The following is an 18,607-nucleotide window of genomic DNA, read 5'->3' on the forward strand; positions in this document are numbered from 1 at the left end:
AATCTTCCGCCTACAAGACGGACTTCGCAGTGAATATCTCCGACCGTAGTAGGAGACTAGGCAATTCCGGCGCGCTGGGCGAACAGCACCAGCGCCACGCGGTCGCGCGCCGCAAGCTTAGACATGAGCGAAGAGACGTGCGTCTTTACTGTCGTTTCCGCAATGACCATCTCGGCGGCGATCTCGGAATTTGTAGCACCGCGCGCAATCAGCGAAAGGACCTCCATTTCGCGCCGGGTCACCAGGCTGAGCCCTTGGCGCTCCTGCGCGCTCAACTCGCCTCGCGTAAGGGCGGTGCGATAGGCTTCCAGAACCGGTCGGGTCACCTGAGAGGCCAGCACCGATTCGCCCTTGGCGACGTCCCGGACTGCGCCAGCTAACACCTCCGGATCTGCATCTTTGAGAAGGAACCCATGCGCGCCAGCGGCGATAGATTGAGCCACCAATTCTTCTTCATTAAACGTGGTGAGCATGATGATTCGGCATTCGGGGACGCGGGAAAGGATCGCTTGGGCCGCAGCGATGCCGTCCATGCCGGGCATTCGGATATCCAGGATGGCTACGTCAGTGCGGTGGCTCAACGCTGCGGTGACGGCTTCTGAACCGGTATTGGCGGTGGCCACGACCTCAATATCATCTTGAGCGTTAAGGATGGTAGACAATGCGGCAACAAGCATTGCTTGGTCATCGGCAAGCAGGACACGAATCTTAGACACGGTTTTCCTTCTGCAAGGGTAGTTCGGCGCGCAGGATGAACTTTGTTGCATCACCCGAGCACTCTAGTCTTCCACCCAGCGCGTGGGCGCGCTCTTCGACGCCGATGAGGCCAACTCCGCTGCCAGTAACTTCGCTGGGAGTCGGGGAGGGATTGGTAGAGGTTAGGGTGATCCGGGCGGCGTCGGCAAGCGCGAGCTCTACTTCGACGTGCGTGCCGGGGCCTTGGTGGCGCAGAGCATTGGTCAGGCCTTCAGAAATGATACGTACCAAGGCCAATTGCGTAAGTGCAGGCGCCTCATAGGTCACCGGTAAGTCCGCTGCAATCTCTAAGCCCGCCGCGCGGAAACCGTCGATGATGCCCTCGAGGTGCTCTAGCTGCTCTGTCGGTTTGAGAGCGGAGGGGCCGGTGCTCCGCAGTGCCGTGACAATGCCGCGGACCTCTTCCAATGCAGAATCCGCGCCCTCACGAATAGTGGCAAGAGCATCCTGGGCAGCGTCACTATTTACACGCCCGGCAATGATCCCGGCATTCGCCTGAACTTTGATCAAAGTAAGAGAATGAGCGAGTACATCGTGCAATTCCCTAGCAATGAGCAGGCGTTCTTCTTCTTGGGCTTGGTGGAAACGCTCCTGGGCTAGCCGCTCGTGTTGGCGCGCCAAGTCAAAGTAGCGCGCGGCTATGAAATAGGTGCTGCCCAAAACTGCCCAGTGCACCACCAGCATGGCCAAGAAGCGGCGGTCTAGCTGGTAGTGCAGCAGGAATGACTCCGGATCAATGCGCCACATGAATGGCGAGATGAAGGAGCCAAGAATCGCCAGCGCCAGTACCGTTCGGGGAATAACGCGGCGCGTGACATAGCGGGAGGTGGCATACACCGCCATGGGTGCCGTCAGGGCCCAAGGGGTAAGCCCTAGATTGGTGGGCAGCTGGCTCATCCAAGCCACGGCCCATGCCGCGAGCAGCACAATAAAGCCCGTGGCACTGAGCACGGGACGGCTCCGCCAGACCCACATAAATGGCAGGAATAGCAACGATAGACCTGCCTGAATAATCTCAATTATGCTGGGATTCTTCGCGGCAGAAATCACATAAAACAGCGCAATGAGCACCGCCACCGCAGTGAGGATTTTATCTCCTAAACGCGCTTGCGCGACGGTGTCAGTGCTCATGAATGAAGATAGTAATACAGCCGGTGCTGCTACTTCTTCTTATCCTTCTTCTTGCCCTTCTTGGACGTCTTCTTCGCTGTCTTCTGTTCGGACTTGCGCTCTAGCTTTGCAGCGACGTCTGGCACGTAGCGGAACTCTTCGCGGGCAGGGCGTTCATAGGTTTCGCCATCGGAATCCGGGCGCTGCGGAATTTCCGGCATCTCGTGCTCGAGCTTCTCGTACGGAATGGTGCTCAGAAGGTGCGAAATGACGTTAATACGGGAGCGCTTCTTGTCTTCTGATTCCACGGTGTACCACGGCGCAGTTGGGGTATCGGTGTGGATGAACATTGCATCCTTGGCACGGGAGTAGTCCTCCCAGCGGGTAATGGACTGCAGATCCATAGGGGAGAGCTTCCAACGGCGCAGCGGATCGTTGCGGCGGGATTCAAAGCGCTTAATCTGCTCTTCATCAGAAACAGAGAACCAGTACTTGCGCAGCATGATTCCGTCTTCGACCAGCATCTGCTCAAAGGTGGGTGCTTGGTGCAGGAAGCGGACATATTCCTGATCGGTGCAAAAGCCCATGACGCGCTCGACACCGGCGCGGTTGTACCAGGAGCGGTCAAAGATGACGATTTCGCCCTTGGTGGGAAGCTTTTCCACGTAGCGCTGGAAGTACCACTGGCCCTGTTCGCGAGAGTTGGGAGCGGGCAGCGCCTCGATGCGGCAGGTGCGCGGGTTGAGGTACTGGGTGATGCGCTTGATCGCGGAGCCCTTGCCGGCGGCGTCGCGGCCCTCCATGATGATGACTACGCGGGCGCCGGTTTCAACGACCCACTGCTGCATGTCCACGAGCTCTGCTTGGAGGCGTTCGAGCTCCTTTTCGTAGGCCTTCTTGTTGAGTTTCTTAGGGGCTTTACTGCTTTTTGTGCTCATTAATCCAGCTTAACCGGCGCAAGCGGCTGGGATGAAAACGGGACCGCCCACTTTGGAGTGAGAACCTGGGCACAGCTTAGGGACAAGTACAGCCGGGGCCGCAGCCGGGTTCGCCATAGCGGGTGGTATTGGAAATATGCCCCAAGCCTTCGATGGCGATGGTGACGTTTTGACCGTCCTCGATAAATTGCTGCGGGGTGCGGGCAAAGCCCACGCCCTCCGGCGTGCCGGTAACGATGACATCGCCCGGATTGAGCGGATAGAGCTGTGAGCAGAATTCGATGAGCTCAGCTACGGAAAAGATGAGGTCATCGGTATTATCGCGCTGCCTTTCCTCACCGTCTACGGTCGTGGTGAGGACAGCTCCGGACCCCGGTGACCACTCATCCGCGGTGGTAAGCCAAGGACCGAAGCCGGCGGTGCGATAAAAGGATTTACCGGCATGGAACTGGCTAGTCTGGCGTTGGAAGTCACGCAGCGTGTAGTCATTCATGATGGCGTAGCCGGCCACATAATCTAGGGCCTCGTCGCGGTTGACACGGTGGGCACGCTCGCCGATGATGACCGCCAATTCTCCCTCATAATCCAGCTTCTGTGTGCCATATTCGGGAATGAAGACATCATCATAGGGGCCGGTGAGAGCATCGGCGAACTTGATGAACAAGGTGGGATGTTCGGGGAATTCGCGTCCCATCTCGCGAATATGCTTGGCGTAATTGAGCCCCACGCAGATGACCTTGCCAGGAGTTGGTACGACGGCTTCCAAGTCGGCGTGGTCGAAGACCACAGGCTCGCCGGAAAGCTGGGCGGCCTTGCGCCAATCCTCGCTGCGCAGCAGCTGGCCCACGTCCTCATAATCCAATTCAACGCCTACGTTTTCGCCGTCGATGCGGATAGCGGAAGTACCAAATCCAGTGCGTAGGGTAGCCAATTTCATGGCGACTATCCTACGCGCAAGATCTCCTCGACCGCGTCGGCGCAAAGGATGGGGATTTCTGCCTTTTCCTGTTTTGCCCAAGGCTTGAGCACAAACGACGCCGGGTCCATGCGCCCCGGTGGTCGCCCGATTCCTACCGAAAGGCGCTGATAGTCTTTGGTGCCCAGAGACTTTGTGGTTGAGCGCAGTCCATTGTGGCCATGATCGCCTCCGCCTGTGCGGAGCTTTATAGTGCCGAAATCGAGCTCTAGCTCATCGTGGACAACGATGATGTCGGCGGCGGAGAGATGAAAGTATTGGGCCAAAGCTTTGATCGGCCCGCCGGAAAGGTTCATAAAGGACCGTGGCTTTGCGCAGATAATCTTGCGGCCGCTAGCTATGCCCTCAGCGACTTCGGTGTTGGTCTTTTTGTGTACCGAAAAGCTGCTCATGAGCTCTCCTGCAAGTTCGTCTGCCACATCGAAGCCGATATTGTGCCGGGTGCCTGCGTACTTGGGGCCGGGGTTGCCAAGGCCTACTACGAGAAGTGGAGTCACGCGCTCAATTGTCTCATAGGCAGAGAGAAAAACGGCAAGGCCGCCGTGAGAAGCGAATTTCACGGCGGCCTTGCGTGTGAAGGGGAGGGGATTACTCCTCGGAGTCGGAGGACTCTGCGCCCTCGTCGACGGACTCGGCGCCAGCGTCAGCGCCGCCTTCCTCAGCCGCCTCGGCTGCTTCCTCGAGCTCCTCATCAACCTCAGGCAGGGAGATGGAGACGATAACGGTGTCTTCCTCTGCCACCAGGGTGGTGTCTTCCGGCATGGTGAGGTCGGCAGCGGTGACAACTGCGCCGTCCTCGAGGCCCTCGATGGAAACCTCGATCTCCTCCGGAATGTTCAGTACGTCTGCCTCAACCAGCAGTACGTCAGCATCCTGGATGTGCATGGTGCCTGGGGCCGGCTCGCCGGTCAGGGTAACCGGAACCTCAACCTCAACCTTCTCGCCGCGCTTAATAGCCAGCAGGTCAACGTGGTCGATGTCGAAAGTCAGGACGTTCTGGTCAACGTGCTTAACCATGGTCAGGTACTGCTCGCCGTCGATTTCCAGCTCCAGAACGGCGTTGACGCCGTTGTTGCGGACGAGGGACTGGATGTCCAGCAGCGGAACTGCGAAGTGGACCGGCTCCTGGTGGGAACCGTAGATGACGCCTGGAACCTTCCACTCGCGGCGCAGGCGGCGTGCGACACCCTTGCCAAATTCGGTACGTGCTTCAGCCTTAATTACTGGGCGCTGTGCCATGCTTCATTCTCCTTAGTTAAAGTAGTGCGGCGCGGCCAACGCGATAAAAACGACGAAAGCCTGCCGATGGACGTCTTGGACGAGTCATCGCAGGCGTATATAAAAAGCAACATGCTCTAACTTCAATCGCGTCGATAACGGCTTCCTCATCCTGAGGTCGCCCTCGCCGAGACTGAGTTAGATTAGCACGTCAGCCAGTGAGTAATCAAAACCCTTACCGGCACCTTAGTGGCTTCCGTCGTTCTTTGGAATGTGGAAATGCTCGGTGTTCGGATCCTGTAGCTCCTCAGCGGGTGGTTGCTTTGCTTCGAGATTCTGCCATTCTTTGTCTAGTTGGTAGTCCTCCGCATGGAAAGTTGAGGATTCATCTTCATCCAATTCTGAAATGACATCATTCGCTACTTCTGTGTGGAGGTGCTTACCCGAAAGATTGGAGTTATACACTTCGCGAGATAGCTGCGTCTGATCCTCCTTGCTGAATTTTTCCTTCGGGTCAATCATGCGTAACAGCAGGGTGCGAATTTTGTCGCGGCGGCGCGATTCCGCCGTTACGATTCGGCGACCACGGTGGAGCCAGGTAAAGATGAGCAAGCCGATGACGATGATGCCGATATAGCCCAAAATTGGGAAGACTATGCCGACGAGTGTGCCGAACGGAACAAACGACAAAATGAACGCGATGATGACGCTGGCACCCAAAATCGGAAGGTACCTATTTGGCCGCTGGGCGCTGAGGCGCCGAGCCATTCCATAGAAATTGGAGATTGCGGTAGAGAAAATCATCAAGTAGATAAAGACCGCTGCGGCGACGCCCAACCACGGATGAATCTCATTAAGCATGGCTAGGGTAGGCAGGTCCGCATCCCACACGTCTTCCACGCTGAGAAGAAGCGCGATGACCAACAAAACCAGCATGCCGGAAAAGAGCAGGACGCCGAAGAAACCACCGCGGCCGGCTTGCTTGGAATTGAGCGTATCTGCACCCATCACAATGCTCATCGCGGTGGAGGCCATGAGAGACAATCCAAGGTAGTTCAGTGCCGCTACCCACCAGAATGGAAGCGGTGACTCAACGTTGGCGGTGGCGAATTCGTGTGCTTGTTGCAGGCCAGAAGGTGGATCGATAAAAGCAGCACCTACGGCCAAGAGGAGGAGAATGAGGACGAAGGGAGTAATCGCGCCGAGGACATTCGTCACCTTGGCCACGTTCATGGAGCCGACAATGAGGACCAGGACAGCCATAAGCGCGGAGCCAACCCATGGCTGCAACCCCCATTGCTGGTTCAAGTTAGCGCCGCCGCCAGACAGCATGACAAAAGTGTGGCAGAACTGAGTGAAGATAATCGCGTAATCCACAAAGCGTGCTACCGGTTTGGAAGCAATCGAGGAAAACACGCGCCCGTGGGATGTCGCCTGAAAGTACGAGCCGTACTGCATTGCAATCATGATGGTCAGCGGGGCAAGGATGAGACCAACGACTGCGCCTACAATGCCCCAAATGCCGAAGGCGGTGAAGTACTGCAAGAGCTCCTGTCCAGAGGCGAATCCGGCGCCGACGACGGAGCTGAAATACGCGAGAGCTAAGAGAAAAACCTTTTTCACTGAAAACCCTAAAACTGAAAGAGAAAATTACTAGAGACGAGGTTTAGGGTAGGAGACTTATGTTGGTTTCGCAGCAAAAAGGAAGGCGGTGAGCAAAAATATTGCTCACCGCCTTTGGTTATGCTGTGTTTAGGCGCGATCGAAAAGGGTGGTCACGGAACCATTCTCAAAGATTTCGTGGATGGTCTGTGCCAACAGCGGTGCAATGGACAGCACCGTGAGGTTGGACCAGCCCTCGGTGGACTGCGGGAGGGTATCGGTGGTGATAACTTCCTCCGCGCCACACTCGGACAGGCGCTCGCGGGCTGGATCGGAAAAGACGCCGTGGGTGCAGGCGATGATGACCTTCTTCGCACCGGCGTCCTTCAGAACGCGCACGGCGCCGGCGATGGTGCCACCGGTGTCAATCATGTCGTCGAGAAGCACGCAGTCCTTGCCCTCTACATCGCCGACCACGCGGTTGGACACCGTCTTATTGGCCTCGGTGTTGGAGCGGGTCTTGTGCACGAAGGCCAGTGGGGCATCGCCCAAGTCGTGGGCCCACTTTTCTGCCACCTTCACGCGGCCAGCATCCGGGGAGACCACGGTGATGTTATCGGTGGCGTACTTGGACTTGATGTAATCGGTCAGGATGGGCTGAGCGTGCATGTGATCGACCGGGCCATCGAAGAAGCCCTGGATCTGATCGGTGTGCAGGTCCACGGACACGATGCGGTCCGCGCCAGCAGCCTGCAGAAGGTCTGCCACCAGGCGGGCGGAAATCGGTTCGCGGCCCAGGTGCTTCTTATCCTGGCGTGCATATGGGTAGAAGGGCAGGATGGCGGTGATGCGCTTAGCGGAGCCGCGCTTCAAAGCATCGATCATGATGAGCTGCTCCACCAGCCACTTATTGAGCGGCTGGGTATGAGACTGCATTACGAAGCAGTCGGCACCACGCACGGACTCTTCAAAGCGAATGAAGATTTCGCCGTTAGCGAAGTCGCGGGCGGTGGTAGGAACCAGATCGGTCTTGAGCTCCTTGGCCACAGCCTCTGCCAACTCTGGGTGTGCACGCCCAGAGAAGAGCTTCATGTTCTTGCTGCTACCAGTTACCTTGCCAGTCATGGGAGAATATGCCCCTTACTTTTCGTTGTCCTGCGCACGGGCTGCGGCCTCAGCCGCGGGAGTACCCGGACGCTTCTTTTGAACCCAGCCCTCGATGTTGCGCTGCTTGCCACCGGAGACTGCGAGTGCTCCCGCAGGAACATCGTCTTTAATTACTGTACCCGCACCGGAGTATGCGCCATCACCGACATTGACCGGAGCGATAAACATTGTGTCAGAACCGGTGCGCACGTGGCTACCGATGGTGGTGTGGTGCTTGTTCACGCCGTCGTAGTTCACGAAGACCGAGGAGGCACCGATATTGGATTGCTCGCCCACGGTGGCGTCACCGATATAGGTCAGGTGCGGAACCTTGGAGCCGCGGCCAATCTGGGCGTTCTTTGCCTCTACGAAGCCGCCGAGCTTTCCGTCCTCGCCCACCACGGTCTTCGGGCGGATATAGGTAAACGGGCCGACCTTGGCGTTGGTACCAATGACGGAATCGCTGCCATGGGTGCGCACGACGAAAGCGCCCTCGCCCACCTGCATATTGGTCAAGGTGGTGTCGGGGCCAATCTCGGCGTTATCGGCGATGCTGGTAGCGCCCCACAGCTGGGTGCCCGGGTGAATAATGACATCGGAGCCCACGGTGACGTTGACACCAATCCAGGTGGTCTCCGGATCCACGATGGTGGCGCCGCCGCGCATCGCCTTTTCTACCATGCGGCGGTTGAGCTCACGGCCGGCAGCGGCGAGCTGCACGCGGTCATTGACGCCCGCGAGTTCGGCCGGATCCGCTGCTACGTGCGCGCCGACGCCGTGTCCTGCGGTGCGGGCAATCTCGAGCACATCGGTGATATACAGCTCGCCTTGCGCGTTATTGGAGTCGAGCTTCTGGAGGGCGTCGGCAAGCACGCGCCCATCAAAGGCAAAGACGCCGGAGTTGACCTCATCGACCTGGCGCTGCTCTTCGGTGGCATCCTTTTGCTCAACGATGGCAGACACGCTGCCGTCCTCAGCGCGAATGATGCGGCCGTAACCGGTCGGGTCATCGAGGCGCATCGAGAGCACAGTGACCGCATTGCCCTGCTCAGTGTGGGTGGCGCGCAGGCCCTCGATGGTCTCTGGGGTCAGCAGAGGGACATCGCCGTTGGTGACAATGACGGTGCCCTCGAAGTCCGGAATCGGCTCCAAGCCGCAGGCCACGGCATGACCGGTGCCCAGCTGCTCTTCCTGCACCGCCTGGAGTACCTCGCAGTCCAGCTCCTGGGCGATGGCATCCACGGCGGGGGAGACCTGATCGCGCTGGTGGCCCACCACCGTCACGATGCGCTCCGGGTTGATCCCGGCCGCAGCATGCAGAGCGTGGCCGAGCAAGGTGCGCCCGCCGATCTCATGCAAGGTCTTCTGCTTGGTGGACTTCATGCGGGTGCCGGCGCCAGCCGCAAGGACGACGACAGCACACGAGGTTGTTGCTACCACGGGTTATTGAACTCCTGGGGTCGAGTCTGATTCTTATCCGGACTACATCCTATAGCCCGAGTGCGATTTATGTGTGAGAAACCTCTTTGAGGCCGCGGGCGCGCCACACACCGAGGAAACCAATGAGGGCAAGGAAGAGCAGCGCGGCCTCAGGTCCGGCCAGTGCCACCACGGAGGAAATGCCACCGACGATAAGCAAGATAATGCCCATCATTGTGTTGGCCGCACCTACGTACTGGGTGCGTTTATCGCCGCCGGCCATATCCACCACGTAGGTCTTTCGTGCCACGCGAATGGCCGTGTGAGCTAGGTTGACGGCGAAGAAGCCAATCGGCATGACCCAGGCATTGACCGCATCCGGTGCCCAGTGCGAGCTGGCGACCAAAAGCACCAGCACGACGGAAGCCACGGCCGCGCCCGCGGCCATGGTGTTCTTAGAGGACTTATCCGAATACACCCCGGAGATGCGCCCGCCCACCAGGGAGGCTAGGCCGGAAGCAAGCACGAATCCGTAGAGCCCGGAAAGGTTGCTGCTGAGCAGCACAATAAAGGAGGTCGATAGCGCCGAAACGAGCAGGAGCGCGCGGACGATGACGAAGTTGCGAAATTGGCCGTCGCTGGTAAAAAGCTGCCAGGTATCTTGCCACCAGCGCTTATCGATGCCCCCTTCGGCTTCCTCTGGCACCGGCTCATCCACGTGCGAAAAGACCCACGCGGCAATGGCCCACGTGGCCGCACCAACGGCGAGGACCGTGCCCATCATGGGAATGCTGAGCTCGCCGAGAAAGTAAAGGATAATGCCGGTCAGCAAAGTGGCACCGCCACCGAGGGCTGCCGCGCTACCGGTCACTCGGCCGCGTGCGCCCTTAGAAATCGTGCGCGCTTGCACGTCCTTGCCCGCAATCGAGCACAGCGCGCGGAAGAGGGACAGCGCCGCCAAGGCCACCAGCACCACCACGCCCAATACAGCCCCGCGGGTAAAAAATGCCGCGAGCGCGATGACCGCGGCGGATACCGCTTGGCCCAAAGAGCCGATAATCCACAGGCGCTTGCGGGCCCTATAGGTAGTCACCCACGGGGTCAGCGCCGCCTGCGGCAGCATCGAACCGGACTCGCGGATAGGGGTGAGTAGGCCGGTAAAGAACGCAGGCACTCCGGCCGCACTAAAGAGCGCGGGCAGCACCGTCTTGGCAGCAACAATCTGATCGCCCAAATTTTGCAGACCATTGGACCAGATGAAATACCGGGCATTGGAATTAGACATGAGAAATGCGATCTTTCAGAGAAACGAGTTGGTTAAATAAGAGCCATGCTGACACGCCGGAGAGTAAAACACGGCCGCAGTCACGCCGAAATTCTACCCGCGCGGCAGGAGGCCTAAGAATCATGCACGATGTCGATCCCCTCATCAATTCGCTGTACCAAGCCTTCGATCTTCTCGGCGTGGTTTTGAACGGCATCATTGGCGGCACCCTTGCCCGCCGCCGTGAATTCGACATCGTGGGCTTCGTGTTCCTCGCCCTCTTTTCTGGGCTGGCCGGTGGCATGATCCGTGACATGCTCATCGGGGATGGAGCAGCGGCAGCGATCTCAGACCCGTGGTACCTCGGCCTTGCTTGCTGTGGTGCCCTTATTGCGTTTCTTATCGATCTCAAGGGCAAGGCGTGGGAGCTTTTCCGCGAACACGGCGATGCCATCATTCTCGGCGTGTGGTCCACCACCGGCTGCGTTAAGGCGCTCACCCACGGCATGCCCCTTATTCCCTGTGTCTTTCTGGGCGTGCTTACCGCGGTGGGCGGCGGAATGGTCCGCGATATAGCTTCGGGGGAAATCCCGTCCATCTTTGGCGGCAGCCCCCTGTATGCCGTGCCCTCTATCCTCACCGGCATCGTCATGGTTACCTTTGCCGATTACGGGCAGTTTGCGCTCGGCATGGTGGTTGCGCCGATCGTCGGCAGTGGCATGGCCATCGTGTCCTATTGGCGCGGCTGGGTCCTGCCCCGCGCTGGTGTAGCCCCCGTTAACTACACCGCCGCCCAAGTGGCGGCGATTGCGAAGAAAGCCGAGCTCAAAGGCTTTCGCCGCGGCAGGAAGAAAAACTAAAAAAGCTTCCCCACCAGGACTCGAACCTAGAATGACGGTACCAAAAACCGTAGTGTTGCCGATTACACCATGGGGAAACACAGCAAAAGCTGTAGGCATAGCGTACCTGACGCCCCCGGGTAAATCACAAATTGCGGGGCAAAGGATAGGGTAGAGGGCATGGCTCGACAAAGGATGACCGGCCGGGAACGCCGCGAACAACTCATTTCCATCGGACGCGCCGCATTCGCGGAACTAGGCTTTGAAGGAACCAGCGTCGAAGAGATAGCGGCACGCGCCGGGGTATCCAAACCCGTTGTCTATGAGCACTTCGGGGGCAAGGAAGGCCTTTATGCGGTGGTTGTTGACCGCGAGATGCTGGCCCTAGAAAAGGTCATTACTGATTCCTTGAAGACCGGCAGCTGGCGCGAGCGCATCGAGCAGGCTGTCATGGCCATTTTGACCTATGTCGAGGAAGAAACCGATGGCTTCCTCATCCTGGTGCGCGATGCCAAGCCCGGCGATGAACGCAGTTTCTCCACGCTGTTGAATTCCGCGGTGGGCCAGGTTTCCTATATCCTGCGAGAAGCGTTCGAGCACCGCGGCATTGACCCGGATTTGGCGGATATTTACGGCCAAGCGCTGGTGGGAATGGTATCGACTACCGCGCAATGGTGGCTGGATGAGCGCAACCCGGACAAGGAAGTCGTCGCCACGCATATTGTCAATCTATGCTGGAATGGTTTGTCCGGTATGGAAGTAAAACCCAAGCTAGGAGGCAAATAAATGGCGACCCCAATGTTGGCCGGCCTGCTCAAGGTAGCGGCCTCGGATCCCAAGCTTAAGGGCATGATTTCTCATGTGGGTGAAGACCTCCACATCACGGGCTTGGATCAGTCTCGGCCGTGGGCCTTGGGCACCTTGGCTCATCATGCCCCAGTTCTCGTGGTAACCGCTACGAGCCGCGAGGCCGAGGATCTCACGGCGGAGCTTACGGCGATGCTAGGGGAGAAGGTGGCCATGTTCCCCTCCTGGGAGACCCTGCCGCACGAGCGCCTGAGCCCCGGCGTAGACATCATCGGCCGCCGCGCTGAAGTTCTGCATAATCTCGATAGCCTGCAGGTCATCGTCACGGCTGCCCGCGGCCTGTCCCAGCCCATCCTCCAGGAGGTGGAGGGCCGCGCTCCCGTCCACCTCGAAGAAGATCACGAATATGACTTTGATGAGGTAGTCCGCGAGCTCGAGTTCCGCGCCTATAAGCACGTAGACATGGTGGCTAAGCGCGGCGAGTACGCTACGCGCGGCGGCATCATCGATATTTTCCCCACCACGCTGGATTATCCGGTCCGCGTGGAGTTTTGGGGCGATGAGATTACCGATATCCGCCAATTTTCCGTAGCTGACCAGCGCACCATTCCGGAAATCGAGGTGGGCCGCGTAGACATTTTCCCGGCTCGCGAGCTGCCTATTACGGACGCCATTGCCAAGCGTGCGGCCGATCTCGCCGTCAAGCACCCCGGCAATCCCGCTTTGGTGGAGCTGCTGACCAAGGTAAGCGAGCACATCCCGGCCGAAGGTATGGAAGCGCTCCTGCCCGCGCTTTCCGACGCCCCCATGATCACCCTCCCCGAATTCCTGCGCCCCACCACCCACGTGGTGATGGTCGGCCCGGAAAAGATTCGCCGCCGCGTGGCAGATCTAGAAAAGACCGATGCGGAATTCCTCGCCGCCGGCTGGGAGGCTGCGGCCATGGGCGCCGATGGCCCGCTGGCTACCGAAGGACTCGATACCGCGGCATCCAGCTACCGCTCCTATGAGTCGCTCGAGGTCTCCATCAGCGAGTCCGGCCTGCCTTTGTGGACTTTCTCCCCACCGGGAATGCTCGCCGCCCCGGAAGAGGAGACCCTTCCGCTCGAATTCGAACCAGGGCCCACCCCGCGCGGCAATATCGAAGAAATCGATGCCATGATGGCCCAGCTCCTCGCGCACACCAACGCCGGCGGCCGGGCAGCCTTCATCGCGCCGGCGCAAGGTGCCATCAAACGCATGGTGGACCGCTTTGCAGAAAAGGGAATCCGCACCAAGGTGGCTACCCCTGGCTGGGAACCCACCGCCGGTGAAGTCACCCTCTACCAAGCACTAAGCCACGCCGGCCTAGTTTTCCCCAAGGTGAAAAAGCCCAAGGACGCCGAGGCCCTCCCGCTGGTCGTCGTAACCGAGACGGATCTGACCGGTAACCGCGTAGGCGATATCGCCGAAGCAAAGCGCCGGCCCGCCAAACGCCGCAATAAGGTTGACCCGCTTGCCCTCAAGCAGGGCGATTTTGTGGTGCACGAGACCCACGGCATCGGCAAGTTCCTCAAGATGGCCGAGCGCACCATCCAGTCCGGCGATGAAACCAGCCGCCGCGAATACATCGTGCTCGAGTACGCGCCCTCCAAGCGTGGTCAGCCCGCCGATCAGCTCTGGGTTCCCATGGACTCACTGGATCTGCTCAGCAAGTACACCGGTGGCGAATCACCTCACCTGTCCAAGATGGGCGGTTCCGACTGGAAGAACACCAAGAAGAAGGCCCGCGCCGCCGTGCGCGAAATCGCCGGCGAGCTGGTTGAGCTCTACGCTAAGCGCCAGGCCGCGCCGGGGCACCAATTCTCCCCGGATAATCCGTGGCAGGCGGAGATGGAGGATAATTTCCCCTTCGTCGAAACCGAAGACCAGATGCTGGCTATTGACGCCGTCAAGCACGATATGGAGTCCACGGTGCCGATGGACCGCGTCGTCGTCGGCGATGTGGGCTATGGCAAGACCGAGGTGGCCATCCGTGCCGCCTTCAAGGCCGTGCAAGACGGCATGCAGGTGGCCGTCCTCGTGCCCACCACGCTGCTGGCGCAGCAGCACTTTGATACCTTCAGCGAGCGCATGACCGGCTTCCCCGTCAAGATTGAGGTGCTTTCGCGCTTTACCTCAAAGAAGGAAGCGAAGGACATCTTCAAGGGCTTGGCCGATGGCAGCGTCGATATCGTCGTCGGCACCCACCGCCTCCTCCAGACCGGCGTGCACTGGAAGAACCTTGGCCTCATCGTCGTGGACGAGGAGCAGCGCTTCGGCGTGGAGCACAAGGAACACATCAAGGCGCTCAAGGCCAGCGTGGATGTGCTCACCATGTCCGCAACACCTATTCCGCGCACCTTGGAGATGTCCATGGCTGGCATCCGCGAGATGTCCACCATCCTGACCCCGCCGGAAGACCGCCACCCGGTGCTGACCTACGTCGGCGCTTATGAGGATAAGCAGGTAGCCGCGGCCATCCGCCGCGAGCTGCTGCGCGATGGTCAGACCTTTTTCATCCACAACAAAGTCTCTGATATCGAAAAGAAGGCCCGCGAACTGCGTGACCTGGTACCAGAGGCCCGCGTCGTCGTCGCGCATGGCCAGATGAACGAGGAGGTGCTCGAGCAGACCGTCCAGGGTTTCTGGGATCGCGAGTACGACGTTTTGGTATGTACCACCATCGTGGAAACCGGCCTGGATATCGCTAATGCGAATACCCTCATTGTGGAAAACGCCCACCATATGGGCTTGTCCCAGCTGCACCAGCTGCGCGGGCGCGTGGGTCGCTCCCGCGAGCGCGGCTATGCCTACTTCCTGTACCCCAAGGGGGCCACGCTCACGGAAACTTCCTATGACCGCCTGGCCACTATCGCTCAGAACAATGACCTTGGTGCCGGCATGGCCGTAGCCATGAAGGACTTGGAGATGCGCGGTGCTGGTAACGTGCTCGGTGCTCAACAGTCCGGCCACATTGCCGGTGTGGGCTTCGATCTCTACGTGCGGCTCGTTGGCGAGGCGGTTGAGACCTTCAAATCGCTCGCCCGCGGCGAGGCCCCCACCGTTACCGATGAGGGCCCGAAGGAAATCCGCATCGATCTCCCCGTGGACGCGCATATTCCGGAAGGCTATATCGACTCCGAGCGCCTGCGCCTGGAGGTCTACCGCAAGCTTGCGGCCTCGCAGAATGACGATGATCTCAAGGCCGTCATCGAGGAAATGGAAGACCGCTTCGGCCCGCTGCCGCAGGAGGTCCTGCGCCTGCTGTCCGTTGCTCGCCTGCGCCACCAGGCGCGCCGCGCCGGCATCTCCGATATCACCGTTCAGGGCACCCGCGTCAAGTTCCACCCCGTGGAGCTGCCGGATTCCAAGCAGGTGCGTCTCAAGCGCCTATATCCGGGCTCCAGCTTCCGTGCGGCGGCGAAGGCAATCAACGTGCCGTTCCCCAAGGCAGGGCGCAATGTCACCTCGCCGAAGCTGCGCGATACCGAGCTCATTCAGTGGGCGGCGGACTTCCTAAGCGCGCTTTTCGACGTCGACCCCATCAACGTCAGCGGCGCCCAGCCCACCTCGAACGTGGTCAGCGTAGGGGAGTAGCTAGAGGGTGAGCCAGCCGGTGCTCAAGCCCCAAATGGCGGTGGCGGCACCGGCCAGGACAATGGCCACCACGCACCACTCGAAGGTGTTGAAGATGCGTTCCTTCTTCCACAACCGGGTGCCGACATACGGGATAAGGCCTGGAACCACGGCCAATGCGCCGAGCAGGACGTAGACGAGGTCGGCCGCATAAATCAGCCACAGGGAGTAGATAAACGCGAGCAAAGAAATGACCAAGTGCTTGCGGTTATCCTTGCGGCCTACCTCTGGTCCAGAAAGATCGAACTTGATACCCGCCTGCGGGTGAGACAGCCCCTTGCCCCGCAGCGCCAAGAGCAAGAGGTATAGGGAAGAGAAGATATAGGGCAGCAAGTACATAATGGTCGCCAGCTGCACCATGGCGTTATAGGACGCCTCGTTGAGGTAGAAGACGATGATGAATAGCTGGATGGCCATCGTGGAAATCAGCTGCGCTACCCACGGCGCACCCGCCACGTTGATGGTACCGATGCGGCGGGGAATGAGGCCGTCGATGGCCATCATCACGATGGGCTCGGCGCACAGCATCTGCCAGGATACGTAGGCTCCTAGGACCGACAAGCACAGTCCAATAGACACCAGCGCGCCGCCCCAAGGGCCGATGACCTCGGTGAGTACGGAGGCCATGGAATTATCCGGCAATGCGGCCAATTCTTCTTTGCTCATCACGCCAAAGCTCAAGGTAGACACGGAAACCAGCAGCGCCAGCACGGAGAAGAAACCGATGACGGTCGCGCGGCCGACGTCGGTGCGCTTAGAAGCCTGCTTGGAATAAACGGATGCTCCCTCCACGCCGATGAAGACCCACACGGTAAAGAGCATGATTCCCTGGACCTGCTCAAAGACGCTGGCCTCAGACGCGCGTCCCCAGAAATCCAAAGTGAATTTATCCCAGCTGAACCCGAGGAACGCAATGAGCACCACAAAGGCCAGGATGGGCACAATCTTGGCAATTGTGGTGATGAGGTTCATGAACGCGGCCTGCTTAATGCCTCGGGCAAGTACCGCAAAAATGCCCCAGGATAGGAGGGAGACGGCGATGGCGGAGGTCCAGTAATGGTCGGCGTCGAAAAGCGGCAGGTAATGGCCCAAGGTATTGAAAAAGAGGGTGGCATAACCCACCTGCGCCATAACGGAGCCCAGCCAGTAGCCCCAGCCGGAGGTAAAACCAATAAAATCGCCGAGGCCGGCACGCACGTAGGAATAAACGCCAGAATCAAGGTGCGGCTTGCGGCGGGCCAGAATCTGAAAAACAAACGCCACGGAAAGCATGCCGATGCCCGCCACCAGCCAGCCAATGAGCATCGCGCCTGGGCCGGCAACGGAGGCAATGTTTTGGGGCAGCGAGAAAATGCCCGCGCCCACGGTGGAACCGATAATCAGCGCGACGAGGGTCCACAACGTCACGGAGTGGGATTTATTCTGGCTGGAGGTCATTGGCCTAAAATACCTTGAATAGCCCCATAATGGGAACTCGGGCTAGACTTTGTGCACATGACTGTGCTGTTGCTCGATGAACGCTGGCCCACCATGATCCCCATGCAGGCATACGGGAAGCTGCGTGGCCCCGTCCACTTCACGGGTGAGGTACCCGTGTCCGTACGGTGGAATTTTTCCGATCTGCTGGTAGGCGAGGACGCCACCGGCACCTTGGTAAGCACCGACGAACACGATCCGGACACTCGCGCCCGCCTCGCTAGCGGCGAGCCCGTCATTCGCGCCGAATCCCTCGCAGATCCCATCATGCAAGCGCGCCAGACCATGGCCACGGCGCGGCGCATCGGGGAGTGGGAGCGCGAGCAAACCCATACTTCCCTCTTGCCGTACCTCGAGGAGGAGTCCGCCGAATTCGCCGCGGCCGTGCGCAGCCGCGAACCGGAAAGCGAGATGCTTAAGGAATTGGGGGATATCTTCCTCCAAGTACTTTTCCATGCGGAAATCTCCACCTTTTCGCTTGACGACGTCGCCCAGAGCTTCCTCACCAAAATGCGCGCCCGCGCCCCATACCTATTTGATGGCACCACGGAGATTGTCGACGTTGACACGCAAGAGAGGCTGTGGCGCGAAGGCAAGGGAATGTAGGATGGCTTCTCATGAAGAGGCTGCTGCAGATATTCGGGGGCTGCGGGGTGGCCGTAGCCGTGATAATCGCGCTGGTGGCATGGCTGTTGACGGGGCACGGCACTTCACAGGAGCCCGTACCGGAGAACATTCCGCCCGTTGAGGGCAAAGAGGTCGCGCATATTGACGTCAATGCCCCCGGCCGCACCGCCGATAAGCTCACCTACTGGGCCTCTGACCTAGCTGAGCAGACGGGTATCCCACCGGCAGCCCTGCGCGCTTATGGCAACGCCGAACTCATCGCTCAGCAAAAATGGCCGAATTGCCATCTGCGGTGGAATACCCTTGCCGGCCTGGGCTACGTGGAGACCCGCCATGGCACCTACAACGGCAATTGGTTTAAGCCCTCCAAGCTTGACGACGCCGGCTACCCCCAACCACCCATCAACGGCATCGCCCTCGATGGCCTGAACAATACGGCGCACACCCCAGATACCGATAACGGCAAAATCGATGGGGATTCCGAATATGACCGCGCCGTCGGCCCGATGCAGTTTATCCCGACCACGTGGGAATCGGTGGGCGCTGATGCCAACGGCGATGGCAAGGCAGATCCCAATCAAATTGACGACGCCGCAGTTGGCGCCGCCGGACTTTTATGTTTTGGTGATAGAGATCTCTCTAACCCAGAACAGTGGGAGGAAGCAATCCTAAATTACAATCAGTCCAGCGAGTATTTGCATAAAGTTGCACACGCCGCCAATGCCTACTCGGTTCCGCAAAGTGCAAAGTAGTGTCACACAGTAAAGTTTTC

The 18,607-nt window shown here is 59.3% G+C and carries 16 protein-coding genes; 5 read left to right on the plus strand and 11 right to left on the minus strand.

What is annotated here, in order from left to right; genetic code table 11:
• Positions 1-56 precede the first annotated feature (56 nt).
• The 10 genes from QP884_RS08075 to QP884_RS08120 all read right to left on the minus strand — a co-directional run bounded on the left by QP884_RS08075 (position 57) and on the right by QP884_RS08120 (position 10,450).
• Positions 57-716, minus strand: coding sequence for a response regulator transcription factor (locus tag QP884_RS08075; RefSeq protein ID WP_284821646.1), 660 nt, complete (start codon positions 714-716; stop codon positions 57-59).
• On the minus strand, positions 709-1,887 hold the full coding sequence (locus QP884_RS08080) for a sensor histidine kinase (protein ID WP_284821647.1): 1,179 nt from the start codon (positions 1,885-1,887) through the stop codon (positions 709-711). The genes QP884_RS08075 and QP884_RS08080 overlap by 8 nt, the downstream gene beginning before the upstream one ends.
• A 29-nt stretch (positions 1,888-1,916) precedes the next feature.
• Complete coding sequence (ppk2, locus tag QP884_RS08085; RefSeq protein WP_284821648.1) at positions 1,917-2,804, minus strand: polyphosphate kinase 2; 888 nt, start codon at positions 2,802-2,804, stop codon at positions 1,917-1,919.
• A gap of 76 nt (positions 2,805-2,880) precedes the next feature.
• Positions 2,881-3,741, minus strand: a complete 861-nt coding sequence (locus QP884_RS08090) for a fumarylacetoacetate hydrolase family protein (RefSeq protein WP_284821649.1) — start codon at positions 3,739-3,741, stop codon at positions 2,881-2,883.
• Positions 3,742-3,746: 5 nt separating this feature from the next.
• Positions 3,747-4,277: an aminoacyl-tRNA hydrolase gene (gene pth, locus QP884_RS08095; protein ID WP_284821650.1), complete on the minus strand. Its 531-nt coding sequence runs from the start codon at positions 4,275-4,277 to the stop codon at positions 3,747-3,749.
• A 91-nt stretch (positions 4,278-4,368) separates the two neighbouring features.
• Positions 4,369-5,019, minus strand: a complete 651-nt coding sequence (locus QP884_RS08100) for a 50S ribosomal protein L25/general stress protein Ctc (RefSeq protein ID WP_284821651.1) — start codon at positions 5,017-5,019, stop codon at positions 4,369-4,371.
• 225 nt (positions 5,020-5,244) lie between these two features.
• Positions 5,245-6,621 carry a YkvI family membrane protein gene (locus QP884_RS08105; RefSeq protein WP_284821652.1) on the minus strand — a complete coding sequence of 459 codons (1,377 nt, stop codon included), beginning with the start codon at positions 6,619-6,621 and terminating at the stop codon, positions 5,245-5,247.
• 129 nt (positions 6,622-6,750) lie between these two features.
• On the minus strand, positions 6,751-7,725 hold the full coding sequence (locus QP884_RS08110) for a ribose-phosphate diphosphokinase (protein WP_005323655.1): 975 nt from the start codon (positions 7,723-7,725) through the stop codon (positions 6,751-6,753).
• 15 nt (positions 7,726-7,740) lie between these two features.
• A complete protein-coding gene (gene glmU, locus QP884_RS08115) occupies positions 7,741-9,186 on the minus strand; it encodes a bifunctional UDP-N-acetylglucosamine diphosphorylase/glucosamine-1-phosphate N-acetyltransferase GlmU (protein WP_284821653.1) in 1,446 nt (481 codons plus the stop codon).
• A 67-nt stretch (positions 9,187-9,253) separates the two neighbouring features.
• Positions 9,254-10,450 (minus strand): MFS transporter, encoded by a 1,197-nt coding sequence (locus QP884_RS08120; RefSeq protein ID WP_284821654.1) that lies wholly within the window; start codon positions 10,448-10,450, stop codon positions 9,254-9,256.
• Between the two features lie 122 nt (positions 10,451-10,572).
• Here QP884_RS08120 and QP884_RS08125 point away from each other — a divergent pair, with 122 nt between their 5' ends.
• The 3 genes from QP884_RS08125 to mfd all read left to right on the plus strand — a co-directional run bounded on the left by QP884_RS08125 (position 10,573) and on the right by mfd (position 15,693).
• Positions 10,573-11,289: a trimeric intracellular cation channel family protein gene (locus QP884_RS08125; protein ID WP_225747260.1), complete on the plus strand. Its 717-nt coding sequence runs from the start codon at positions 10,573-10,575 to the stop codon at positions 11,287-11,289.
• Positions 11,290-11,448: 159 nt separating this feature from the next.
• On the plus strand, positions 11,449-12,054 hold the full coding sequence (locus QP884_RS08130; RefSeq protein ID WP_284821655.1) for a TetR/AcrR family transcriptional regulator: 606 nt from the start codon (positions 11,449-11,451) through the stop codon (positions 12,052-12,054).
• The gene (gene mfd, locus QP884_RS08135) at positions 12,055-15,693 is read left to right on the plus strand and encodes a transcription-repair coupling factor (RefSeq protein WP_284821656.1); all 3,639 of its coding nucleotides are present in this window, start codon (positions 12,055-12,057) and stop codon (positions 15,691-15,693) included.
• On the opposite strand, the gene QP884_RS08140 is transcribed toward mfd, so the two are convergent.
• Complete coding sequence (locus tag QP884_RS08140) at positions 15,694-17,169, minus strand: amino acid permease (protein WP_284821657.1); 1,476 nt, start codon at positions 17,167-17,169, stop codon at positions 15,694-15,696.
• 57 nt (positions 17,170-17,226) lie between these two features.
• On the opposite strand from QP884_RS08140, the gene QP884_RS08145 reads away from it, so the two are divergent.
• Both QP884_RS08145 and QP884_RS08150 read left to right on the plus strand, forming a co-directional pair.
• A complete protein-coding gene (locus QP884_RS08145) occupies positions 17,227-17,814 on the plus strand; it encodes a MazG nucleotide pyrophosphohydrolase domain-containing protein (RefSeq protein ID WP_034668562.1) in 588 nt (195 codons plus the stop codon).
• 11 nt (positions 17,815-17,825) lie between these two features.
• A complete protein-coding gene (locus QP884_RS08150) occupies positions 17,826-18,587 on the plus strand; it encodes a lytic transglycosylase domain-containing protein (RefSeq protein WP_005323641.1) in 762 nt (253 codons plus the stop codon).
• Positions 18,588-18,607 lie beyond the last annotated feature (20 nt).

Origin of the sequence: Corynebacterium tuberculostearicum, assembly GCF_030229345.1 — a bacterium.
Lineage (GTDB): Bacteria > Actinomycetota > Actinomycetes > Mycobacteriales > Mycobacteriaceae > Corynebacterium > Corynebacterium tuberculostearicum_G.